Below are 22,643 nucleotides of genomic sequence, written 5' to 3' on the forward strand. Positions count from 1 at the left end.
GAGCACAGAGTGTGAAGAAAACGATTTCAAAGATTGGGTTTAAACTTTATTGATATAAAACGGCTGGTCTATTATAGTTGGTTTATGAAGAGGAGGTACTCTTTTGTTTGATGAAAGAGCTTACAGGTTATTCGAAGAAATAACTGTACATGATAAAATAAGTGAATATGAAGTGATGAGAGTATTAAATCTAACTGAAAGACAATTTCAATATGATTTTGATAAGGTGAATGATGCACTTCAAATGATGAATTTACCCGTGATTAGAATGGAAGAAAAAATTTTTTTGGTTGATAACGTATTAAAGAAACGAATCGAAATCGGAATGCCTTTGAATATCAACGCAAATCAATTTGTGATACCTGAAGAGACACGAAGTCTTTTGATTTGTTTATATACTTATATTAGAAGTGAAGCATTATCGAATTACCACTATCAATTATTATTGGGTGTAAGTAAAAATACGGCTTTGACTGATGTGAAAAAAGCAAAAATTTACTGTGAAGAGTGGGATATCAGTTTAGTTTATTCTAGAAGGGAGGGCTACCATTTCGAAGGAACTGAAAATAGAAAATGGCAATTCGTTTCATATTGTATCGATTACTTATTATCACAACCTATAGGTAAAGAACTTATTATATTGGTTATTAAAGCTTGGCGTAAAGAAGTAGATTTAGTACTTGTCCAGCAAGCAGTAGATGAATTAATAAAAAAAAGTAACTTGAAACTGGTTAAGAGTAGAAAAGCAGAAATGATTTTTCATATTCTTTTTGTTAAATTAAGAAATAAAACGGAAAAATTTCGCTATACTGAATTTGAAAAACGATTATTACAAAGACAATTATTATTTGAAAACGGGAAACAATTAGCGATATCTTTATTTAACGAGGAAAATGGAATGATTACTTATTTTTTAACTATTCAGTTATTGATTACAAGGGAAGAGATAGAGGATAAGGCAGAACCCTTTCTTGATGAATTAGCAGGACAAATCATTGAAGAATTTGAAAAAAACACCTTATTGCCGATGCACTATAAAAAACAATTAAAAAGTAGTTTGTACGATCACCTTGTTCCAGCATTTTTTAGAATTACATTTGGAATTCCACTAGTAAATCCAATGGTATCCAGAATTAAAATAGAGTACGCAGATTTATTTGAGTTTGTAAAAAGAGCGTTAAATCCTTTGTCAGCTTTAACGGGAAAACTGATTAGTGAGACTGAAATAAGTTTTTTCACACTACATTTTGGCAGTTACCTAGAAAAAAACAAAAAAAAAGAACCAGAGAAAATAAATGCATTAATCGTTTGTTCAAATGGTGTTAGTACTTCAATTATGCTTCGTTCACAATTGCAGGATATGTTTTCTCATATCCAGTTTTCACGAGTGCATACTATCGAGCAAATCCAGCATATTCCAATCACTGATTATGATTTGATTTTCTCAACAATAGAGGTTATTTCAATTAAACCGGTTTACAGAGTGAAGCCATTATTAACGGATATTGAAAAAAATAATCTTATCCAATCTGTGGCTAATCAATTTCCAAGATTAAATTTAAAAAATATTTCAATTGATCAGTTAATGAAGATTATTCATAAATATACAGAAGTAAAAGATGAAGAAAAAATGCTATCAGAATTAATCAATCTCATTCATTCAGGAGAAATAGAAAAGGAGAGTTATAAGCCCATGCTTTCAGAATTATTAACTAAAGATATGATTCAATTTGCAAATGAAGAAATGGATTGGAAAAAGGCTATAGCTAAAGCAGCTCAGCCTTTAGTTGATTTCAATAAAGTTCAATCAAAATATGTTGAAGCAATGATAAAAAATGTAGAAGAAATTGGAACTTACATTCATATAGGTAAAGGAATTGCAATCCCACATGCAAGACCTGAAGCAGGTGTAAATAGTCTAGGTATCTCTTTCTTGAGAACGACTACTCCTGTACTACTATTGGACAAGGAAGAGCATAAAATAGATATTTTTATCTGTTTAGCCGCTATCGATAACCAAGCTCATTTAAAAGCTTTAGCACAAATCACGAAACTTTTAAGTAATGATACAACGTTAAATGCAATTAAAAATTCAACAACAGTAGAAGAGATCATTAGTATCATAAAAAAAGGAGAAGATGAATAATGAAAATTTTAGCAGTTTGTGGCCAAGGATTAGGAACGAGTTTTATGGTGGAAATGAATATTAACCAGGTATTGGATGAACTAGGAGTTAAAGATGTAGAGGTATCACATTCTGACTTGAGTTCTGCGCAATCAGGAGATGCAGATGTATTTTTCTTAGCTAAAGATATTGCTGAAGGCGGCGAACAATTGGGAAACATTGTAATTTTAGACAGTATTATTGATATTGATGAGTTAAGAGTAAAAGTGAAAAAATCTCTTGAAGAAAATGGTGTGCTTTAAAACTAATGCAATAAAAATTATTAAATGAATAGGAGATAGAAAAAATATGAATACTCTAATTGACATTTTAAGTGCACCCTCCATTCTTGTTGCTTTTATTGCACTTGTGGGCCTGCTGGTTCAAAAGAAAAAAACATCAGATGTTATAAAAGGTACGGTTAAAACGTTTGTTGGTTTCTTAGTCATACAAGCAGGAGCAGGAATACTAGAAACTTCTTTAGCACCATTTGGTTTAATGTTTCAAGAAGCTTTTAATATAGCAGGAGTCGTACCAAATAATGAAGCAATTGTTGCATTAGCATTAACTGAATATGGAACAAATACTGCTTTAATTATGTTTTTCGGAATGGTTGCTAATATTTTAATTGCACGATTTACTAGATTTAAATACATCTTTTTGACAGGACATCATACTTTATATATGGCGTGTATGTTAGCTGTAATAATGGCTGTAGCTGGATTTAATACCATTCCGCTAATTATCGCAGGATCGGTAGCATTAGGTATTATTATGACGTTATCTCCAGCTATCGTTCAACCTTTTATGCGTGAATTAACTGGGAATGACAATGTTGCGCTAGGACATTTTAGCGCAGTAGGATATGCAGTAAGTGGATATATTGGAAGAATTTTTAAGAAAGATAAAGAACATTCTACTGAAAATATTAATTTTCCAAAAGGTCTTGGTTTTTTACGAGACAGCACAGTAAGTATTGCAATTACTATGATTGTTATGTATTTCATTGTTGCTTTATTTGCAGGTCCTGAATTCATTGAATCAGAACTAAGTGGAGGAACAAATTTCTTAGTATTTTCATTGATTCAAGCTGGTAACTTTGCAGCAGGTGTATTTGTAATTTTAGCTGGTGTTCGTCTAGTTTTAGCCGAAATTGTACCTGCATTTAAAGGGATTTCTACAAAATTAGTTCCAAATGCAAAACCTGCTCTTGATGTTCCTATTATCTTTACGTTTGCTCCCAATGCTGTATTGATCGGTTTTTTCTCTAGTTTCATAGGTGGAATCGTTAGTTTAGCTATCATGTTAGCAGTTGGAAGTACAGTTATATTACCAGGAGTAGTTCCACATTTCTTTACAGGAGCTGCCGCTGGCGTATTTGGAAATACAACAGGTGGAATTAAAGGATCAGTAGCTGGCTCATTTGTTAATGGTGTGATTGTTTCTTTCTTGCCGTTATTCTTAATGCCAGTATTAGGAGATTTAGGTTTTGCAAGTACAACATTCTCTGATGCTGACTTTGGAGTTAGTGGTCTATTTTTTGGAGCATTAGCTAACTATGCAGGACCTATTGCCATCGTTGTAAGTTTAATTATGATTCTTGTATTAATGGCTATACCTTTTAAAAAGAAAACAGCTGAAGTAGAACCTAAAAAAGGCTAATTGTTAAAAAAAAGAGAGAATTAAATGATTTTGTATTAAACTAGAATAAGATAATCCAATCAATTGGGGTTATCTTATTTTTTAGCAATAGATTAAGGAGTAGACTATTATGTATTTTGCAGATTACCATCATCACACAGATAATTCATTTGATTCTCAAGCACAAATGAAAGAAGTATGCGAACAAGCGATAAAAAAAGGACTGAATGAAGTTTGTTTTACCGAACATTTTTCTGTTAATCCTAAGGTACCAACTTATGGATATATGAATTTCAAACGGTATTTTTCCCAAATTGAAGAGTGTCGTGAACGATTTGGCAGTCGGTTAACAATCAAAGCTGGAATTGAACTATGTGAACCTCATTTGACAAAAGAAGCATATAAAGAAGCGTTAGCTAATTTGGAAATAGATTTTATAATGGGGTCCGTTCATAATATAAAGGAAGAAAAATTACGCATGTTCATTATTAATAAAACACCGCAAGAAATCTATCAGCAGTATTTCGAAGAAGTTTACGCATTGGTTGCTCACGCGGATATCGATGTAATCGCTCATTTAGATTTAATCAAACGTTATGCAGTAGAATCAGTAGGAAATTATAAATTTGATGATTATAAGCCGATTATTGCAAAAATATTACGTAAAGCAATTGAACGTGGTATCGGAATCGAAATCAATACTTCTGGATTATCAAACAGTGTATTAAATGAGACGTTGCCCTCAATGGATATATTACGATTGTATCATTCATTAGGAGGAAAGATTTTAACGATTGGTTCTGATTCGCATTGTGCGGAAACAGTAGGCTCTAATCATGATGCAGCTATAGAAATGGCAAAAGAAGCTGGATTTAAAGGAATAGATGTATTTGAAAAACGAAAATCAAAAAAAGTCGAATTCTAAAAATTGCATTAAGTAATCTGAAAAAAGAGGGAAGTAGCTGCTAGGGCTATTTTTCTCTTTTTTGATTTAAAATATAACGCTAACATCTTGTAATTTCGTTCTATTAAATGTATACTTGTTTTATACAAAAGACTAGACAATTCGTTTAGTTTTTAGGATAAAAAAAGGAGTGTTTAGTAAAATGAACTATGAATTTCCAAAAGGATTCTGGTGGGGTTCTGCAGCTAGTGGACCACAAACAGAAGGTGTTTTTGAAGGCGATAACAAGGGTGATAATATTTGGGATCATTGGTACCGTGAAGAACCAGAAAAATTTTTTAACCAAGTAGGACCAGAAAAAACATCTTATTTTTACCAAAAATATAAAGAAGATATCCAATTAATGAAGGAAACAGGACACACAACTTTTAGAACGTCTATTCAATGGAGTCGCTTAATTCCGAATGGCATAGGTGAAGTAAATCAAAAAGCGGTTGCTTTTTATAATGATGTGATCGATGAATTGATTGCAAATGATATCGAACCATTCATCAACTTGTATCATTTTGATATGCCAATGAAATTGCAAGAAAAAGGTGGCTGGGAAAGCCGTAAAACAGTAGATGCATACGTAGAATTTGCTAAGATATGTTTTGAATTATTTGGCGATCGTGTAAAAAAATGGTTTACACATAATGAACCAATCGTTCCGGTTGAAGGCGGTTATTTGTACCAATTCCATTACCCTAATGAAGTAAATATGAAAAAAGCCGTTCAAGTTGCTTACCACGAAGTTCTTTCAAGTGCTAAAGCAATCAAAGAGTACCATGCATTAAAATTAGGTGGCGAAATTGGAATCATATTAAACTTGACGCCAAGCTACCCAAGAGATGCAACAAATCCAGAAGATGTTAAAGCAGCTCAACTTGCTGATGCATTTTTTAATCGTTCATTTTTAGATCCTTCAGTTAAAGGGGAATTTCCAACTGATTTAGTTGAATTACTTAAAGAAATTGATCATTTACCGGTTATTGAACCAGGCGATTTAGAGTTGATCAAAAATAATACGGTCGATTTATTAGGCGTTAATTACTACCAACCGCGTCGGATCAAAGCCAAGGAATCAAACGAAAAAATAGCTGAGGGTCCTATGCCGGATGATTATTTTGATAATTACATCAAACCAGATCGAAAAATGAATCCTTATCGTGGATGGGAAATTTATGAAGAAGGCGTTTATGATATTTTAACAAACTTAAGAGAAAACTATGGCAATATCCGTTGTTATATCTCAGAAAACGGAATGGGTGTAGAGGGTGAAGAAAATTCTATAAATAAAGATGGCGTAATCGAGGATGATTACCGGATTGAATTTGTAAAAGATCATTTAACCTTTATGCACAAAGCAATCCAAGAAGGCAGTAATGTACTAGGCTACCACATGTGGACCTGTATGGATAATTGGTCATGGACGAACGCTTACAAAAATCGTTATGGCTTTATAGCTGTTGATATTGAGAATGAAGGAAAAAGAACTGTGAAGAAAAGTGGACGATGGTTTAAAGAAGTATCTGACGCGAACGGTTTTGATTAAAAAGGTGCAGGTTAAGGTGGGTTTTCCAGTTGGAAGATCCATTTTTAAATAAGTTTAGTTTTTTTAAATAAAAGACTAGACATTATAAAAATGAAATGCTATTCTTTATATGTAATCGATTTCAATTAATTGATAGAAAACTAATAAGAGGCCTCTTTTTAGTTAGATGTAATAAATAATATAAGATTACTTAGTGTAGATTAAAAAAAGAAAAGAGGAATACTAGTGGATGGATTTATTGATAAATTAGGTGAAAAATTACTCCCTATTGCCGGAAAACTTGGTGAAAATCGTTACCTTAAAGTTTTACGTGATGCATTTATGCTTGCTTTCCCCCTTACCATGTTTGGATCAATTGTTGTTGTACTAAATAACTTGCCATTTTTCAGTGATGCAACAAAAGGTACTTTAGGAAACTTGTTTGGAAATGGACAAAATGCGACAATGTCGATCATGACCATTTTTGTTACATTCGGTATCGGTTATTATTTAAGTAAATCATACGATGTTGAAGCTATCTTTGGTGGGGCTGTTTCTTTAGCTGCTTACCTTATCTTAACACCATTCTCAATGCTTACTGAATCCGGTGAAGCTGTAACAGGTGTATTAGCATTAGATCGTCTAGGTGCTAAAGGGATGTTTATTGGTATGATCGCAGCCTTTATTGCTGGTGAGATCTATACTCGTATTGTTAAAAAAGGCATCGTCATTAAAATGCCAGATGGCGTTCCACCAGCAGTTGCAAATTCATTTGCAGCCTTGCTACCAGCTCTTATTACATTATTTACTTTCTTACTAGTTAATGGAGCAGTTGTTGGTTTCTTTGATACAAATTTACATGATGTTGTGTATACAGCTATTCAACAACCGCTAACAGCTCTTGGAAGTGGATTGCCAGCTACCTTGATTGCTGTATTCTTTGTTCAATTCCTATGGTTCTTCGGATTACACGGTCAAATTATTGTTAACTCAGTAATGGACCCTATCTGGAATACCTTAGCTTTAGATAATCTTGATGCGTATAATGCCGGTGAAGCTTTACCTCATATCGTAACTAAACCATTTATGGAAATTTATACTGTTGGTATGGGTGGATCAGGTAGTACATTAATTGTTGTATTATTGTTAGCCTTCATTATGAAGAGCAAACAGAATAAAGAAATCGGTCGCTTAGCTTTAGGCCCTGCGATTTTCAACGTAAATGAACCATTAATTTTCGGAATGCCTTTAGTATTGAATGCTTCTATTTTTATTCCTTGGGTTGTTGCTCCATTAGTAACAACTGCATTCAACTATGCTATGATGGCTACGGGAATATTCCCAATTCCAACCGGTGTCCTAATTCCATGGACAATACCAGTCGTTATTAATGGTATTATGGCCACAAGCTCATTTATGGGTGGATTACTTCAAATCATCGATATGGCTCTTATCGGCGTAATTTGGTTCCCATTCCTTAAATTAGTTGATAAAGTAAACTTAAACACTGTTTCTATGGCTGATAAATAATAAGCTATGAAGGTATTAAACAATAAATAGCAAAAAGAACTTGTCGTTCAAAAGACAAGTTCTTTTTTTGCTCCTAACAAGATGTGTTTTAAAACACATCTTGTTAGGAGGTAATTAGCCGTAACTAGTAATAGTTCGAGCAACTGAAGGTCACTTTTCCGTTTGAGTAGCCACAACGAGCCTTAACTAAAGTAACTTCAAAATAGAGGATTATTTTATTTAACTCCATGATTCATTAGATCGCTCTTGTTATTCGATAGTTATTTTAAGCATCCCTACCTTTCTCAGTTACCTCAAAAATCAGAATAGTTATTAGTTTTCAAGCACATCCTAATAAAAAACATCTTTTTTTGTCTAAAGGCTAGTCTTATTATTTCAAGTAAGCTATGATGATTGTGAGTACGATAACAAGGAGGTCCACAGTGGTAAAATATGAAGCAATAGCAAATGAAATAAGGGACCGTATTACAGATGGAACATATAAAGTGGAATCTCTTATTCCAGATCAAGTGAGCTTATCCGAAGAATTTAAAGTTAGTAGAATGACCATAAAAAAGGCGTTAGATATTTTAGCGTTAGAAGGATTGATTTATCGCCAGCGTGGTTCTGGAACATTTGTGATGAAAAATTCTCCTTTAAATAAAGAAAATGCTGCAGTAAATGAATACGATGGCTTAACAAAGCAAATGAAGGGCCATAAAATAGAAAGTAAAATCATCAAATTTACAGTCGAGTTTCCAGATGAAGAAATAATGCAACATTTGATGATTGAAAAAAGTGTTCCGGTCTATAATCTGATTAGATTAAGGATTATTGACGATAAACCCTATGTTTTAGAACATACTTATATGCCAACTGATCTGACAACAGGATTAACGGAAGATATTATTAAAGGCTCTATTTATGAATACATTCATGATGAATTAAAAATAAAATTTACTGGAGCTTATCGTAAAATTCGTGCAGATAAATCTTCTAAATATGACCAAGAATACTTGGATTGCGGTGTTAATGATCCAGTATTAGAAGTTGAACAAATTGTGTACTTAAAAGATGGTCGTCCTTTTGAACATTCTCGAAGCCGTCACCGTTATGATACACGCAGTTATACGTTTATCGATATGAATAAAAAAGTTTAATTGGGTCAAAAGAACGACATCCTTAAGATAAGGAGGAATAAGTGTGACCATAAATCGTAAAAAAATAGTATTGGATTATTTAAATACATTAGACAAAGCGGTTACTGCAAAAGAAATTGCAGTAGTATTATCTTTAGATCGAGCAAATGTTAGTCGCTATTTGAATGAATTGCATAAAGAAACCCAATTGAAAAAGATTATTGGGCGTCCAGTACTGTATCAAGCAATTACTATAAATAGCGATAATCAGGAGGAAGACTACAATAAAAAAGCTTTTTCTCGTTTGATTGGTTATGACGCTTCTTTAAAAGAGATGGTTCAACAAGCAAAAGCAGCTATTTTATATCCTCCCAATGGATTGCACACCATCATCTTTGGTCAAACGGGTACAGGAAAATCGTTATTTGCAGAATGTATGTACCAATATGCCTTAGAATCGAGTGTTTTAGCTAAAGATGCCCCATTTATAACATATAATTGTGCAGATTATGCCCAAAATCCGCAATTGTTATTTGGACATATTTTTGGAGTGAAAAAGGGATCTTTTACGGGTGCTGCCCAAGATCGGACAGGACTCATTCATGAAGCAAATAATGGTGTTTTATTTTTAGATGAGATTCACCGATTGCCACCGGAAGGACAGGAAATGTTGTTTACCTTTATTGATAAAGGCATCTATCGTCCTCTAGGCGAAAGCAATGAGACATATCAGGCAAACGTATTGATCATTGGAGCAACAACAGAAAAATCGGATGTGTTGTTGTCAACATTTACTCGTAGGATCCCAATGAGTATAACCTTACCGGATCTAGTTGAACGTACGGTTGAAGAACGGTATGAACTGGTTGACAGTTTTTTAAAACAAGAAGCTCAACGCCTTAACCAAAAGATCACCATTAAAAGAGAAGTTTTGCTCGCATTTATGTTGTATCAGCCAGAAGGAAATATCGGTCAATTCCAGAGAGATTTAAAGTTAGTTTGCGCTAAAGCTTACTTGAATTTTAGGACGAAGAAAGGGCAGTCTCTAAAAATCAATCAAAAGGACCTGCCTTTTCAAGTTCAAAAAGGGTTATTGTCAATCAAAGAGATGTCTAAACAAATGGAGCGGTTGATCGAACAAGATAAAGCTGAATTTGTTTATGTGCCTACAAGTGAGCGAACAGAGAATTTATCAAAGCAAAGCAACGAAACGATTATAGATCCTTTAATAGAAAAAAATTTATTAAAAAAAACAAATGAGCATCTTTTAGAAACGTATCGCTTGGCAGGCTCAGGTCATCAGGAACAAAAATCTTATTTTAATGAATATGTTAAAACGCTCTCCACAACAGCCGATATTCGTAAGCACATTATTGATCCAGTATTAAAAGAATTAGTTGAGCAGCTGTATTTGGTTGCTAAAGAGCGGCTGCATCGCTCCTATTCGGCTAAAATTGAATTTGCTTTTGCTTTGCATTTGCAAAGCGCTTTGGAACGTATAAAAGCAAAAAAACAAATTACTATTTCTAACTTAAATGAGATTCGAAAAAATTATTCAAAAGAGTTTCAAGTAGCCATTGATCTATCGGCTATGATCGAAAAAACGTATTCCATTGATGTTCCTTTTGAAGAAATCGGATTTATTGCATTATTTTTGACTAAACAAGAAGAAGTAGAAGTGAGTAAAAAACAAGGAAAAACAACCGCTATTATGGTATTGATGCATGGAAAAACAACGGCAAGTAGCATGATGGAGACTGTGCAAGAACTATTAGAAACAACTGTCGGTACAGCCATTAATATGCCGCTGACGATGAGAGTCCAAGATATGTATCAACAAGTGCGGCAAACGGTTGTGGAAAATAAAGAAAAGTATCAGCATGGTTTGTTGCTATTAACTGACATGGGTTCACTAAATACTTTTGGAAATATGTTAGCAGAAGATTTAGGTTTGCGGATCAAATCATTGCCCATGGTGAGTACTGCAGTTGTTCTAGAAGCCGTACGAATGGCCAGTATTGGGCGCACTTTAGAAGATATTTTCCAAAGTTGTCAAACGGTATTGAAAAGCAGTACAAAACAGTTAACAGTATTGGACGCGAAGAAAACAAAAGCGATTCTAGTAACTTGTTTTACGGGTGAAGGGGTAGCTAAAAAATTAGAAGAACGTATCCAACCTGTAGTGGATGCTGCTAAAGTAACAATCATTCCGTTGCAATTTTTACATCGAGAAGCGTTCAAACAGCAAATTGACCAATTAATGGAAACTTATGACATTAAAGCAATTGTGGGAACAGTCGAATTTGACTATCAAAATATCCCATTTTATACAGCTTACGATATCTTTAATGATGAAAAATTAGTGTTATTAAAAAATCAAATAGAAGAAGAACTTCCGATAAATGAGATGATTCAATCATTGACAGGAACGTTAAAAAAAGTGGGATCTGTTCAACAGTTGATGTATTTTTTACAAAAATTACTGCAGCAATTAAAAAATGAATTGGCGATCATGATTCCAGCTGGTGTAGAAACAGGGGTATTATTACATTTGGCCTTTTTGATTGAAGGATTAAAAACAGGAACGATCATCCGTGAATTTTCTGAATTAGACGCGTATGCCAAAAAAAATCGAATGATCATGGATATTGTTAAAGCAACCTTAATTCCTTTAGAGAAACAATATCAGCTTATTATCCCAGAAGATGAGATTGCTTATATTACTCAAATGATCAGCGAAAATAAAATCAAAACGCATTAGAAAAAAGTTAGATAAATTTTGGTATGGATACCTAAATAAATTAAATGATATACCCAAGAATTTCTGAAGGAATAGGATTGCTTGTATCCCTGTAAAGGATTCAATGAGAATTACAAAACGTTGGCGCTTTAGCGATCGCGGTTTATTTGAAGAGAGTGTGACTAAAAGCGTTCAGACCCGAAATCTTCTAACGCATACCGTATCTCTAATGTGGCTAAAGCCACAAGAGCTAGGGCAACTGGAACGAATAAGCTCAGGATGGTCACCGACCACCTTGCGAAAGCATGTAGGCTACGCCTAAGTGTATCATGCCTGTACGTAGCTGAAGCAACTACAGTCATGACAAAGTGGACGTTGGGTCTGATTTTTGAAATACGTTTTAGAATGACACTTTCAGGCGTTCCCATGGTTTCACAAGCAAAACCGTCTATTCCAGAAGAAATTTAATCTTGAAACATTTGCAGTATTGATTTAGACCTTAAAAAATACACACTTTTTCTAGTGTGTATTTTTTTATGCGAGTGTGTAATAGTAAAAAGTCAAAGAGAAGGCTTTCTGAATAGGTTTACATGCATTAAAGTTGGCACGATATTTGCATTTATATAAGTGTAAAGCAAATAAAATAATGGAGTGATAAATAATGGCAGAAACAACAATTATGTTAGTTTGTTCAGCAGGTATGAGTACAAGTTTATTGGTGACTAAAATGGAAGCAGCTTCAAAAGCACGCAATTTAGATACCGAAATTTTTGCAGTATCAGCAGCAGAAGCCGATAAAAACATTGCGAATAAAAAAATTGACGTCATGTTATTAGGACCACAAGTTCGTTTCATGAAAGGTCAATTCGAAAAGAAATTAGCCGATAAAAATATTCCTTTAGAAATCATTAACATGCAAGACTACGGAAAAATGAATGGTGAAAATGTATTGAATCAAGCTCTTGGATTAATCAAAGCATAAAGAAATAATCAGTGGAAAGGAAGTTGCAAAATTGGGACAAGCTATAGAAGTAGAAACAATCATGGGTTTGATTATTCATGGTGGAAATGCTAAAAGTGATGCGATGGAAGCTATTCGTGCTGCGAAAAAAGATGATTTTGAATTAGCAGCCAAAAAATTAGAAGAATCAGACAAGTCATTGATAGAAGCACATCATGCGCAAACAAGTTTATTGACGCAAGAAGCTTCTGGCGAAGAATTAACAGTTTCTTTATTAGCTGTGCATAGTCAAGACCATTTGATGAATGCTATTACGTTCAGAGATCTAGCATCTGAAGTTGTTGATGTTTATAAAAAAATGGCAGGTGTACCAATAGATTTAGACTAACAATAATTTCATAGCAGTTGATAAAAAGTCATAAAAACTTTATTTTATGGCTTTTTATTGCCTCTCAAAGATAATAAATTGATTTTGAACATCTATGAGGGAGAATGACAGTAATAGTATTCGAATGATAAACAAGGGGGCGCTTAAATTGAAAAGACAAATTCCAGAAGATTTTATTATTGGTGCTGGTTCATCAGCATGGCAGACAGAGGGGTGGAAAGGCAAAAAGGAAGGACAGGATTCTTATCTTGATACCTGGTATAAAAATGAAAAACAGGTTTGGCATGAAGGCTATGGACCGGGAGTCGCAACTAATTTTTATGAACGCTACCAAGAAGATATTGATTTGATGAAAGAAATTGGTTTGACTCATTTTCGAACGTCAATCAATTGGGCAAGATTTTTTATTGATTATGAAACTCTGGAAGTGGATGAAGAGTATGCCTCGTATGTTGATCGTTTTGTGGATAGCTTGATTGAAGCGGGTGTTGCACCAATGCTTTGTCTAGAACATTATGAACTGCCAACATTCCTACAAGATAAATATGATGGATGGAGTTCGAAAAAAGTTGTTGAATTATTTGTACGATATGCTGAAATTGTTTTTGATCGTTACGCAGATCGTGTGCACTATTGGTTTACCTTTAATGAGCCGGTGGTTATTCAAACCCGAATTTACTTAGATGCTATTCGCTATCCACATGAGCAAGATACAAAAAAGTGGATGCAATGGAACTACCATAAAGTTTTGGCAACTGCTAAAGTTGTCGAAATGTACCATAGAAAAAACTACGATGGTCAGATTGGGATTGTTTTGAATCCAGAGGTAACCTATCCAAGATCATCTTCAAGTGCAGATAAAAAGGCTGCAGACATGTATGATTTATTTTTTAATCGCATTTATTTAGATCCTTTAGTTAAAGGGAATTATCCTGAAGAATTGTTTCCACTGCTCAAAAAACATGGTGTCCAATTTGATTACACGAAAGAAGAAATGGCTATTATTGCGCAAAATACAGTAGATTACTTAGGAATCAACTTGTATTACCCAAATCGTGTCAAAGCGCCAAATTATCAGTGGAATGACCAAACACCGTTCCATCCGGCTTATTACTATGACCATTTTGAATTGCCTGGACGTAAAATGAATAAATCAAGAGGCTGGGAAATTTATCCTCAAATGATGGTCGATTTTGGAATGCGCATTAAAAATGATTACGAGAACATTCCTTGGATGATTACAGAAAATGGTATGGGTATTGAGGCCGAAGAGCAATTTATGGATAACAATGGAGTCGTACAAGATGATTACCGAATTGAATTTATTGCAGAACATTTGAGTCAATTGATTGAGGTCACTGAAGCAGGTTCAAACTGTAAAGGGTATATGTTATGGGCTTTTACAGATTGTGTTTCTCCTATGAATGCGTTCAAGAATCGCTATGGATTAGTCAGAATCGATTTAGAACATAATCGAGACCGCTCATTAAAAAAATCAGCTTTTTGGTATAAAAGTCTAATTGAAAACCGCACTTTTGACGTTGCCGATAAAACAGAGTTCAACTAACGAAAGATTCTTTTAAAGAAGTGTTGGAAAAAGAAATCGCTAAATTAGTTGAAATCAAACTGGAAATAGAAAGCTCAACTTTTTTATTTTATAGATGACTCTCAGCTCAGATTATTAAGCTTCTCTTTAGATTATATGCAAACAGTTGTTTTTTAACTGAAAATAATTTATTATTTATTAGAATGCTAAACTAGAGAGGCATTAGGCAGGTATACATGGAATATAAAGCTGTGTATAAGAAAAGAGTAGTCATTAAATAAAAAAGGAGCCCTTTCTTTTGAAAATCGGAATAGACAAAATTGGTTTTTATGCACCCCATTTATACTTAGATATGAATAATTTAGCAGCGGCTAGAAATGTAGAGCCGGAAAAATTTACGATCGGTATTGGACAAGAAAAGATGGCAGTTGCTCCAATCACGCAAGACCCAGTAACGTTAGCAGCGAATGCGGCGTTAGCTATACTAGATGAAGAAGATAGAGAAAAAATTGATTTTGTTATTTTTGGTACAGAATCTGGTATCGACAATTCAAAATCAGGAGCAGTCTATGTGCATCATTTGTTAGGGTTAAATCCCAATGCGCGTTCTGTTGAAGTGAAACAAGCTTGTTATGGAGCTACTGCGGGTATCCAAATGGCAAAAGGTCATGTTGCTTTAAATCCAGACAGTAAAGTGTTGGTATTGGCTTCTGACATCGCACGATATGGCTTGAATACAGCTGGCGAATCAACACAAGGAGCCGGGGCTGTAGCAATGGTGATCAGCGCTGATCCCAAAATCATGGTTTTAGAAAATCAAAGTGCTTATCTAACAGCTGATATTATGGATTTTTGGCGTCCTATCTATTCGGATTATGCTTTTGTTGACGGCAAATTTTCAAATGAACAATATGTATTGTTTTTCAAAACTGTTTGGGAACAATACAAAACTAAGTCGGATTTAGGGTTAAATGACTTTGAAGCTATCTGTTTCCATCTGCCTTATACTAAAATGGGGCTTAAAGCATTGAGGACTATTCTAGAAGAAGCCACAGAAGAAAGCCAGGAACGTTTATTGGCTAACTTTCAGTCAAGTACGCTTTACAATCGGAACGTTGGAAACATTTATACCGGTTCGTTGTATTTAAGTCTGATTTCTTTACTTGAAAAGAATGAACAGTTGAAAGCTGGTTCACGAATTGGATTGTTTAGTTATGGCTCAGGCGCGGTTGGAGAATTCTTTGCGGGAATCTTGCAACCAAACTATCGAGAACATTTGTATGTAGAAAAACACGCTGCTTTATTTGATTCTAGAACAGAAATTTCGATTGAAGCGTATGAAGAAGTGTTCCAACAAACGGTCCCAGTTGATGGATCCACGGCAACTTTTGATAGTGTGAAAGATCCTGCACCAATTTATTTAAAAGGTATAAAAGATAATATGCGTCAATACGAAAATAAAGCCAATTAAAAAATACCTATTAAAGAGCCCATACTTATGTTTGATGAAACTCTCATCAAACATAAGTATGGGTCCTTTTTTCCGTCTCTTCGATATGGGAGGTGAGGAGCTTGTCACTCTTTCGTCAAAGCTAGTTTCATGTAAAAGTGAAGCAAAAAAAATCTTCATTCTTCTATGAAAAAGCGAAAAAGCTCAGATGACCGCTGGGAGTAAAATAAACGGCCGTCTGGGTTTACCCAAACGACCGTTTATTCCACACATCCTTATTATTCTTCTAACGCTAAGATATCTTGTAGCAAAGCTTTTGCGGTAGCTAAGTTCATATTTTTAGCCAGTTTTAATTGTTCAGCTACTTTTTCGATGGCCGTCCCCGAAGCTCCCGCGCTGATAGCCAGCGAACGCGCTTGAAGGCCCATGTGACCTTTTTGGATCCCGTCTGTCACAAGTGCTTTAAGAGCAGAAAAGTTTTGAGCAAGGCCTACGGAAACAATCACAGCTTCTAATTCTTTTGCCGTTTGATATCCTAATAAACGTTTGCTGAATTGGGCAGCTGGATGGATGGAAATAGAACCTCCGACTGAGCCGACCGGCAATGGCAAAGTCAATTGTCCAATCAAATCACCATTATCAGCTTTTTTCCAAGTGGAAAGCGAACGGTAGTTGCCGCTGCGTGAGGCATAAGCATGTGCACCGGCAGAAATAGCACGCCAGTCATTTCCAGAGGCTAAGACAACCGCATCAATGCCATTCATGATACCTTTATTATTCGTAACTGCTCGGTAAGGGTCTACATAAGCGAATTGACTGGCCTCGATTAAACGATCTCGCACTTCTTCACCTGTGTAATCGTTTCTTTTCAATAAATCCACAGGAATTTGGCAAACAGCAGTCGCCAGACATTCAGTTGCATAATTAGAAAGAATACTCATCAAAGCTTTACCACCAGTTAATTCTTCAAGGTAAGCTGTAATGCCTTCCAACATAGTATTAATAATATTAGCTCCCATAGCTTCCAGAGTGGATACATGTAAATGGACTACTAAAAATTCAGGTGTTGCGGCTTCATCATCTGCTTCAATGATGCGAATTAACAGATTGGTTGCTCCGCCTCCTCGTGCAACAATGGAGGGATGAGCAGCGTTAGCTTTTTTTAGAATAGCCTTTTTATGTTGGAGCAAATGACTTTTTGCAAGAGGTAGATCAGGTACATCTTTTAAAGCAACTTGGCCAATCATAATACGATCTGAAATTGTTGTTTTAAAGCCGCCTGCTAGAGCAATAACTTTTGCACCAGCACTAGCAGCTGCGATAACAGAAGGTTCTTCAATAGCCATGGGAACAATATAGTCTTTTTCATCAACTAGAAAATTTAAAGCTGATCCTAGTGGCAAGTCATAAGTAGCTAAATAATTTTCAATCATATGATCAGCTAGTTCATCGGTTAAATGTAAGCTGTCGGTTCCCGTTAAATCAGTTGAAGTCAGAGCACCTGCAGCGACAAGAGCTTCTATTCTCTCGGTAGGAGTTTTTTTATAAAATTTAGTTAAATGAGTTTTATCCATAGTATCAGTCTCCTTGTGAATTCTCTTATCCAAAGTTTACCATACTCTATTCGGTTAACTGAAACTAATTAAGTTGTTCCAAATAAAAAAGCCTTCCATCCAGAGCTCTAAGGAGCAATGGAAGAAAGACTTTTCTTATACCTTACTTAATAGGTTGTTGAAGATGATTAAGCTTCTTCTTCTTTTCCACCAATTAATTCAGGTTCAGCAGCTTCAGCAGGTTCAGCAGCTGTTTCAGGTTCTTCAGCAGATGGAGGCAATACGCTTACTACAGATTGTTCAAGATCGCTTAATACAGTGATAGATTTAGCAACTTTAATATCTGCAACAGATATTGCATCTCCTATTTCAAGTTCACCAACATCAACAGTAAATGAAGTTGGGATATTAGCTGGAAGAGTTTCGATTTCTAGTTCATTCAATGTTTGAGAAACAATACCGCGTTGAACTTTATCAGCATTTGCAACATGAATAGGAACAGTAACCGTTAATTTTTCACCTTTTTTAATAACTTGTAATTCAACATCTAAAATTTGATCGATAAGAGTTGCACTTTGAATTTCTTTGATAATCACTTGGTGAGTATCTCCATCTTGAACAGCAACATTAAAAATCGCATTTTTACCTAATTTTTTTAAGATAGCATCTAATTCTTTGCTGTCTAATAAAATTGGAGTACTTGTAACGCCTTTTCCATTAATGATACCTGTAACTTTTTTTTCTCTTCTGAAACGATTAGCCGCTGAAGATCCGACCTCTGTTCTTAAAGTAGCATTGACTTTCATATATAATTTTCCCCTTTCAAACTATGGTAATGAGTGGTTAATGTTAACTCTTGCTAGTTAAACTAGAAAAATGAGTTCAAAACACTTACAATATTAGTATAACAAAAAAATGATGAAAAAGCTAGATTACCATTTTTTTACTTTAAGTACAACTCTAAAAAAACTCAAACAATGATGTCTCATTATTATTTCACAAATAGAGAATCATTTAAAGGCTACCTTTTAGCAACATTGTGTAATGAATTCGGAGGACATTCGGTTCAAAGCAAGGAGGATTAAAAAAATGATAAGGCAGCAAAAGTATACAATTGGAGTCGACATTGGTACAACAAGTACGAAAGCCGTATTGTACCAAGAAGATCTGCAATTAGTCGACAGTACTTACGTAGGATATGATATTAATCAAACGGAAATAGGAATGGCAGAGCAAGATCCAAAAGCAATTTTCCAAGCGGTACTGACGGTTATCCGAACATTGATGGAAAATAGGAAAGAAATCAAGCACCAAGTAGCTTTTATTTCTTTTTCAAGTGCTATGCACAGCGTTATTGTTGTAGACGAAAAAGATGAATTGTTGACTAAATGTATTATTTGGGCGGATAACCGGCCAGCACAGCTAGTCGCTCAATTAAAAAAAACTTCGGATTGGAAAGCTTTATATCGCAAAACTGGTACGCCTGTTCATGCGATGACCCCGCTAAGTAAAATCATGTGGCTGACAGAATATTTTCCCGATATCTTAAATAAAGCAAAGAAAATCATTGGCATCAAAGAATATATTTTGTACCAATTGACGGGAGAATACAAAATTGATTACTCAATTGCTTCAGCAACAGGATTGTTTAATATCCATGAGTTGGACTGGGACAAAGATATCTTAAAACTCGTTGGAATTGAAGAGTCTAAGTTATCCGAACCGGTTGATGTGACTTATAGATGGGATACTATTCGAGAACTTTATGCGAGAGAAATGGCAATCGATCCAAAAACAAATTTAGTGATTGGGGCAAGTGACGGCTGTTTATCCAATCTTGGTGTAGGAGCAATGGAACCTGGCCAAACAGCGATTACGATTGGGACCAGCGGAGCGATTCGAATGGTTACCAACCACATTGTATTGGATGCAGAAGGCAGAACATTTTGTTACTACTTATCTAAAAATCGATGGGTAATTGGTGGGGCTGTAAATAATGGTGGCAACGTGATGGCATGGTTGACCGATATCCTTTTTCCAGCAGAAGGCCTACTAGTAGACAATATTGGTGAAACAAGGTTGGTGCAGCTCAATCGACTTGCTGAAAGTATCGATCCTGGTGCGGATGGATTGTTCTTCTTACCTTACTTAAATGGGGAGCGAGCACCTTTATGGGAATCAGAAGCTACTGGCAGTTACATTGGTTTAGCTTCCAGTCACACTACTGGACATATGGTAAGAGCAGCGATGGAAGGTGTATTATTTAACCTTTATGAAGTTTGGCAGCTGATCCAAGAAGTTGGTGGGCCATCTAAAACGATTAAGATAACGGGTGGATTTTTATGCTCTCCATTATGGAAACAAATGCTGGTAGATATATTCGGCAAAGCTATGCAACAACCTGTCAGTGTTGAAAGTTCTTGTTTAGGTGCAGTGATGCTAGGAAACTTAGACAAAGAAGTCACATCAAATTCCGCATCACAAAAAGATGCTGTAGCAGTGCTAATTGATGAAACAAAAGATGGGATTTGGTTGCATCCTAATGAAAGGACTACTGAAAAATACCAGAAAATTATTCCAGTTTATCAAAGGACAGCTCAAGAGATGAGCAAATTCCGTAAAGTCATAAGCGAAATTAAATGAGTCCAAATATAAGATAAAAATTTACAGAGCTGAGTTTTCGGCTCTGTTTTTTTAGTTGTCAGTTTTGAGCTTTTCTAAGATTAATAATAAAGAACTAAGAAAAAATAGAAAGGGTCGAATGAGTAAAAATAATTATGCTATACTAAATTTGGATTTGCATGGCTTACGTAAATTGGAAGAATGAATAATGGCTAGTGTTGGGGAAGGATAAGGACACAAAATGGATTACAAAACACTAATGGATACTGCTATACTAGCAGGTAAAATCATGTTAGAAAGTAACGCTGAAACGTATCGTGTTGAAGATACAATGAATCATATTCTGAAAATTTCAAAATTTGAGACAACCGAAGCATTGGCAATGACAACGGGATTAGTGGCTACATTAGATGACCCCAGTATCGATGATCCAATCACAATCGTCAAACGGATCACTACACGAGATATAAATTTAAATAATATTACCAGAGTAAACACTATTTCGCGCCAATTGACCGGTGAAGAAATAACGATTGCAGAAGCGTATGTGGCCTTACAGAGCATGGGGGAAGTACAGTACAAGCGACTTTACAAAGATATTGCGATAGCAGCTTTAACGGCATCGTTTGCTTTATTATTAGGCGGCGGTTTTTTTGAAATACTTGCTGCTGGAATCAATGGTGGCTTATTAGCCTTAGTATTAAAAGGCGAAAAAAGGTTGAATATGGGATCATTTGTGCGAAATGTTTTATCCACTGCAGTTATATCGGTAGGCGCTGGATTGATGCAAGCTTTTATTTTCCCAACGGTCAATATGAACATAGTCATAATAGGGACGATCATGCCGTTAGTACCCGGAACGGCCATTACGAATGCGATTCGAGATACGTTACAAGGCGATTACATGTCTGGTGGAGCTAAAGCTTTAGAGGCATTTGTAGTAGCCTTGTCCATTGCTTTGGGAGTTGCGATCGGATTAGTTATTGGAGGTGCAGTATATTGATCAGCCAAGTCATAGGAGCTTTTTTAGCCGTTTTAGCAGCTACCATAATTTTAGAAGCCCCAAGGAAACACATTTTTTCAGCCGCCATTGTAGGGGCTGTGGGTTGGGGAGCCTATTTACTTTGTATTGGATTACTAGGATCTGTCTTAGCTACATATATTTCAGGGTTAGTGATTTCTACCCAATCGCATATTTTCTCACGGATATTTAAAGTTCCAGTAACGATTTTCTTTTTACCTGGTTTCTATCCATTAGTTCCGGGTTCTGGTATGTATCTAACCGTCTATGAATTTATTCAAGGCAATACCGCATTAGCGCAGGATCATCTGCAGAATACCGTGCAAATAGCAGGGATGATTGCATTAGCGATTTTTACTATGGATACGATATTTAAAGTGATCACAAGAGTTCAGTATATTAAAAAAGCAGACTAAACCCTGTAGAAGAAGCCAAGACCGCGTTTTGCTGTCTTGGCTTCTTTAGTTTCTAGGAAAAAGTCTAGCTTCTTCAGTTAAATGAGTGGATCAATAATCTGCTGTTCTTGGATATAGGCTTCAACAAGATTCGTATATTCACGCATCAAGGCTTTAATAATTGGATTGGTTGTAGAGTTTAACTGTAAATCTCCGATGGATTGAATCGGCAGAATATTATTTCCAGTTCCTGTAATAAATGCTCCATCAATTTCAGTTAATTTTGAGACGGAAATGTTCTCTTCTACGACTTCAAAACCTAAAGTTTCACATAATGCCAATGTTTTTTTGCGGACAATACCAAGTAGTACATTTTTGGCAGGAGACGTGTATAATTTGCTATCCTTAACAATAAATAAATTTGAACGGCTGCCTTCTGTCACGTGATTAGTTTGATCAACGAGCAAGACTTCATAGGCTTGCTGTTTTTCGCGCTCAGCTAAAACGGCTTTTTGATAATCATTCCGTAAAGTTTTGATGGTCGGATCAATTCTTTCCATTTTGAATAAAGTCGTATGCATACCATTTAGATAATAAGCTTGTGGGGGGTAAACGGTTTTTGTGAAAAAAATCAATAGTCCCTTTGATGTATTTAAAATGAGTTTGATATTTTTATGAGTAACTTGGTTCTCTGAAATCAATTGGTAAATACGCTGCGTTATAACCGTGTCGGAATCTTTTAGAGATAGACCTGTAGCAGCAGCGGAAGCTTTAAACCGCTCTAAGTGATCTGCTAAAAAAAGAGCAATTCCTTGCTGAACACGAATAACTTCATAAATTGTTTTTCCTTCTAAGTGGTTAAAAACAGTAGTATCCTCTACAGGTGTTTTTTGGTCGTTTATAAAATAAAAGATTTCTTCTACTTGTTCCATAATGAGCTCCTTTTGTATGAACGAATGAGTTGAGTTGTTTCGTCTATTGTAATGAACTTATTGCAGATTTAGCAAGAAGTATATTGATGTATACTAGCTTGATGA

The 22,643-nt window shown here is 35.2% G+C and carries 18 protein-coding genes; 15 read left to right on the top strand and 3 right to left on the bottom strand.

Translation table 11 applies throughout. The features are described from left to right. Positions 1-103 precede the first annotated feature (103 nt). The 12 genes from BP17_RS02730 to BP17_RS02785 all read left to right on the top strand — a co-directional run bounded on the left by BP17_RS02730 (position 104) and on the right by BP17_RS02785 (position 16,036). Positions 104-2,146 carry a BglG family transcription antiterminator gene (locus tag BP17_RS02730; protein WP_035051392.1) on the top strand — a complete coding sequence of 681 codons (2,043 nt, stop codon included), beginning with the start codon at positions 104-106 and terminating at the stop codon, positions 2,144-2,146. Next, positions 2,146-2,427, top strand: coding sequence for a PTS sugar transporter subunit IIB (locus BP17_RS02735; protein ID WP_035051393.1), 282 nt, complete (start codon positions 2,146-2,148; stop codon positions 2,425-2,427). The genes BP17_RS02730 and BP17_RS02735 overlap by 1 nt, the downstream gene beginning before the upstream one ends. 46 nt (positions 2,428-2,473) lie before the next feature. Beyond that, entirely contained in the window at positions 2,474-3,826 is a 1,353-nt protein-coding gene (locus tag BP17_RS02740; protein WP_035051394.1) for a PTS ascorbate transporter subunit IIC, read from the top strand. A 109-nt stretch (positions 3,827-3,935) separates the two neighbouring features. Then, a complete protein-coding gene (locus BP17_RS02745) occupies positions 3,936-4,730 on the top strand; it encodes a histidinol-phosphatase HisJ family protein (protein WP_035051395.1) in 795 nt (264 codons plus the stop codon). Positions 4,731-4,911: 181 nt separating this feature from the next. Then, positions 4,912-6,303 (top strand): glycoside hydrolase family 1 protein, encoded by a 1,392-nt coding sequence (locus BP17_RS02750; protein ID WP_035051397.1) that lies wholly within the window; start codon positions 4,912-4,914, stop codon positions 6,301-6,303. 225 nt (positions 6,304-6,528) lie between these two features. Beyond that, the gene (gene celB, locus BP17_RS02755) at positions 6,529-7,812 is read left to right on the top strand and encodes a PTS cellobiose transporter subunit IIC (RefSeq protein WP_035051398.1); all 1,284 of its coding nucleotides are present in this window, start codon (positions 6,529-6,531) and stop codon (positions 7,810-7,812) included. Between the two features lie 389 nt (positions 7,813-8,201). Next, positions 8,202-8,951, top strand: a complete 750-nt coding sequence (locus tag BP17_RS02760) for a GntR family transcriptional regulator (protein WP_408605791.1) — start codon at positions 8,202-8,204, stop codon at positions 8,949-8,951. A gap of 43 nt (positions 8,952-8,994) precedes the next feature. Next, positions 8,995-11,691: a sigma 54-interacting transcriptional regulator gene (locus tag BP17_RS02765; RefSeq protein WP_084676242.1), complete on the top strand. Its 2,697-nt coding sequence runs from the start codon at positions 8,995-8,997 to the stop codon at positions 11,689-11,691. A gap of 640 nt (positions 11,692-12,331) precedes the next feature. Continuing rightward, entirely contained in the window at positions 12,332-12,652 is a 321-nt protein-coding gene (locus BP17_RS02770) for a PTS sugar transporter subunit IIB (protein WP_035051400.1), read from the top strand. A gap of 61 nt (positions 12,653-12,713) precedes the next feature. Then, on the top strand, positions 12,714-13,019 hold the full coding sequence (locus tag BP17_RS02775; RefSeq protein WP_035055042.1) for a PTS lactose/cellobiose transporter subunit IIA: 306 nt from the start codon (positions 12,714-12,716) through the stop codon (positions 13,017-13,019). Between the two features lie 148 nt (positions 13,020-13,167). After that, on the top strand, positions 13,168-14,586 hold the full coding sequence (locus BP17_RS02780) for a glycoside hydrolase family 1 protein (protein ID WP_035051401.1): 1,419 nt from the start codon (positions 13,168-13,170) through the stop codon (positions 14,584-14,586). A gap of 277 nt (positions 14,587-14,863) precedes the next feature. Next, positions 14,864-16,036 (top strand): hydroxymethylglutaryl-CoA synthase, encoded by a 1,173-nt coding sequence (locus BP17_RS02785; protein WP_035051403.1) that lies wholly within the window; start codon positions 14,864-14,866, stop codon positions 16,034-16,036. 257 nt (positions 16,037-16,293) lie between these two features. On the opposite strand, the gene BP17_RS02790 is transcribed toward BP17_RS02785, so the two are convergent. Next, positions 16,294-17,610, bottom strand: coding sequence for a hydroxymethylglutaryl-CoA reductase, degradative (locus tag BP17_RS02790; RefSeq protein ID WP_269544560.1), 1,317 nt, complete (start codon positions 17,608-17,610; stop codon positions 16,294-16,296). Between the two features lie 146 nt (positions 17,611-17,756). Then, positions 17,757-18,374: a 50S ribosomal protein L25 gene (locus BP17_RS02795; protein WP_035051405.1), complete on the bottom strand. Its 618-nt coding sequence runs from the start codon at positions 18,372-18,374 to the stop codon at positions 17,757-17,759. 283 nt (positions 18,375-18,657) lie between these two features. Between BP17_RS02795 and BP17_RS02800 the strand changes: the two genes are divergently transcribed. The 3 genes from BP17_RS02800 (at position 18,658) to BP17_RS02810 (ending at position 21,627) form a co-directional block, all read left to right on the top strand. After that, entirely contained in the window at positions 18,658-20,211 is a 1,554-nt protein-coding gene (locus tag BP17_RS02800; RefSeq protein ID WP_035051406.1) for a gluconokinase, read from the top strand. Between the two features lie 220 nt (positions 20,212-20,431). Beyond that, on the top strand, positions 20,432-21,193 hold the full coding sequence (locus BP17_RS02805; protein WP_035051407.1) for a threonine/serine exporter family protein: 762 nt from the start codon (positions 20,432-20,434) through the stop codon (positions 21,191-21,193). Further along, positions 21,190-21,627: a threonine/serine exporter family protein gene (locus tag BP17_RS02810; RefSeq protein ID WP_035051409.1), complete on the top strand. Its 438-nt coding sequence runs from the start codon at positions 21,190-21,192 to the stop codon at positions 21,625-21,627. The genes BP17_RS02805 and BP17_RS02810 overlap by 4 nt, the downstream gene beginning before the upstream one ends. A 77-nt stretch (positions 21,628-21,704) precedes the next feature. On the opposite strand, the gene BP17_RS02815 is transcribed toward BP17_RS02810, so the two are convergent. Beyond that, the gene (locus BP17_RS02815) at positions 21,705-22,538 is read right to left on the bottom strand and encodes an aminotransferase class IV (RefSeq protein WP_035051410.1); all 834 of its coding nucleotides are present in this window, start codon (positions 22,536-22,538) and stop codon (positions 21,705-21,707) included. Positions 22,539-22,643 lie beyond the last annotated feature (105 nt).

The sequence above is a fragment of the Carnobacterium pleistocenium FTR1 genome (assembly GCF_000744285.1).
Taxonomy (GTDB): Bacteria; Bacillota; Bacilli; order Lactobacillales; family Carnobacteriaceae; genus Carnobacterium_B; species Carnobacterium_B pleistocenium.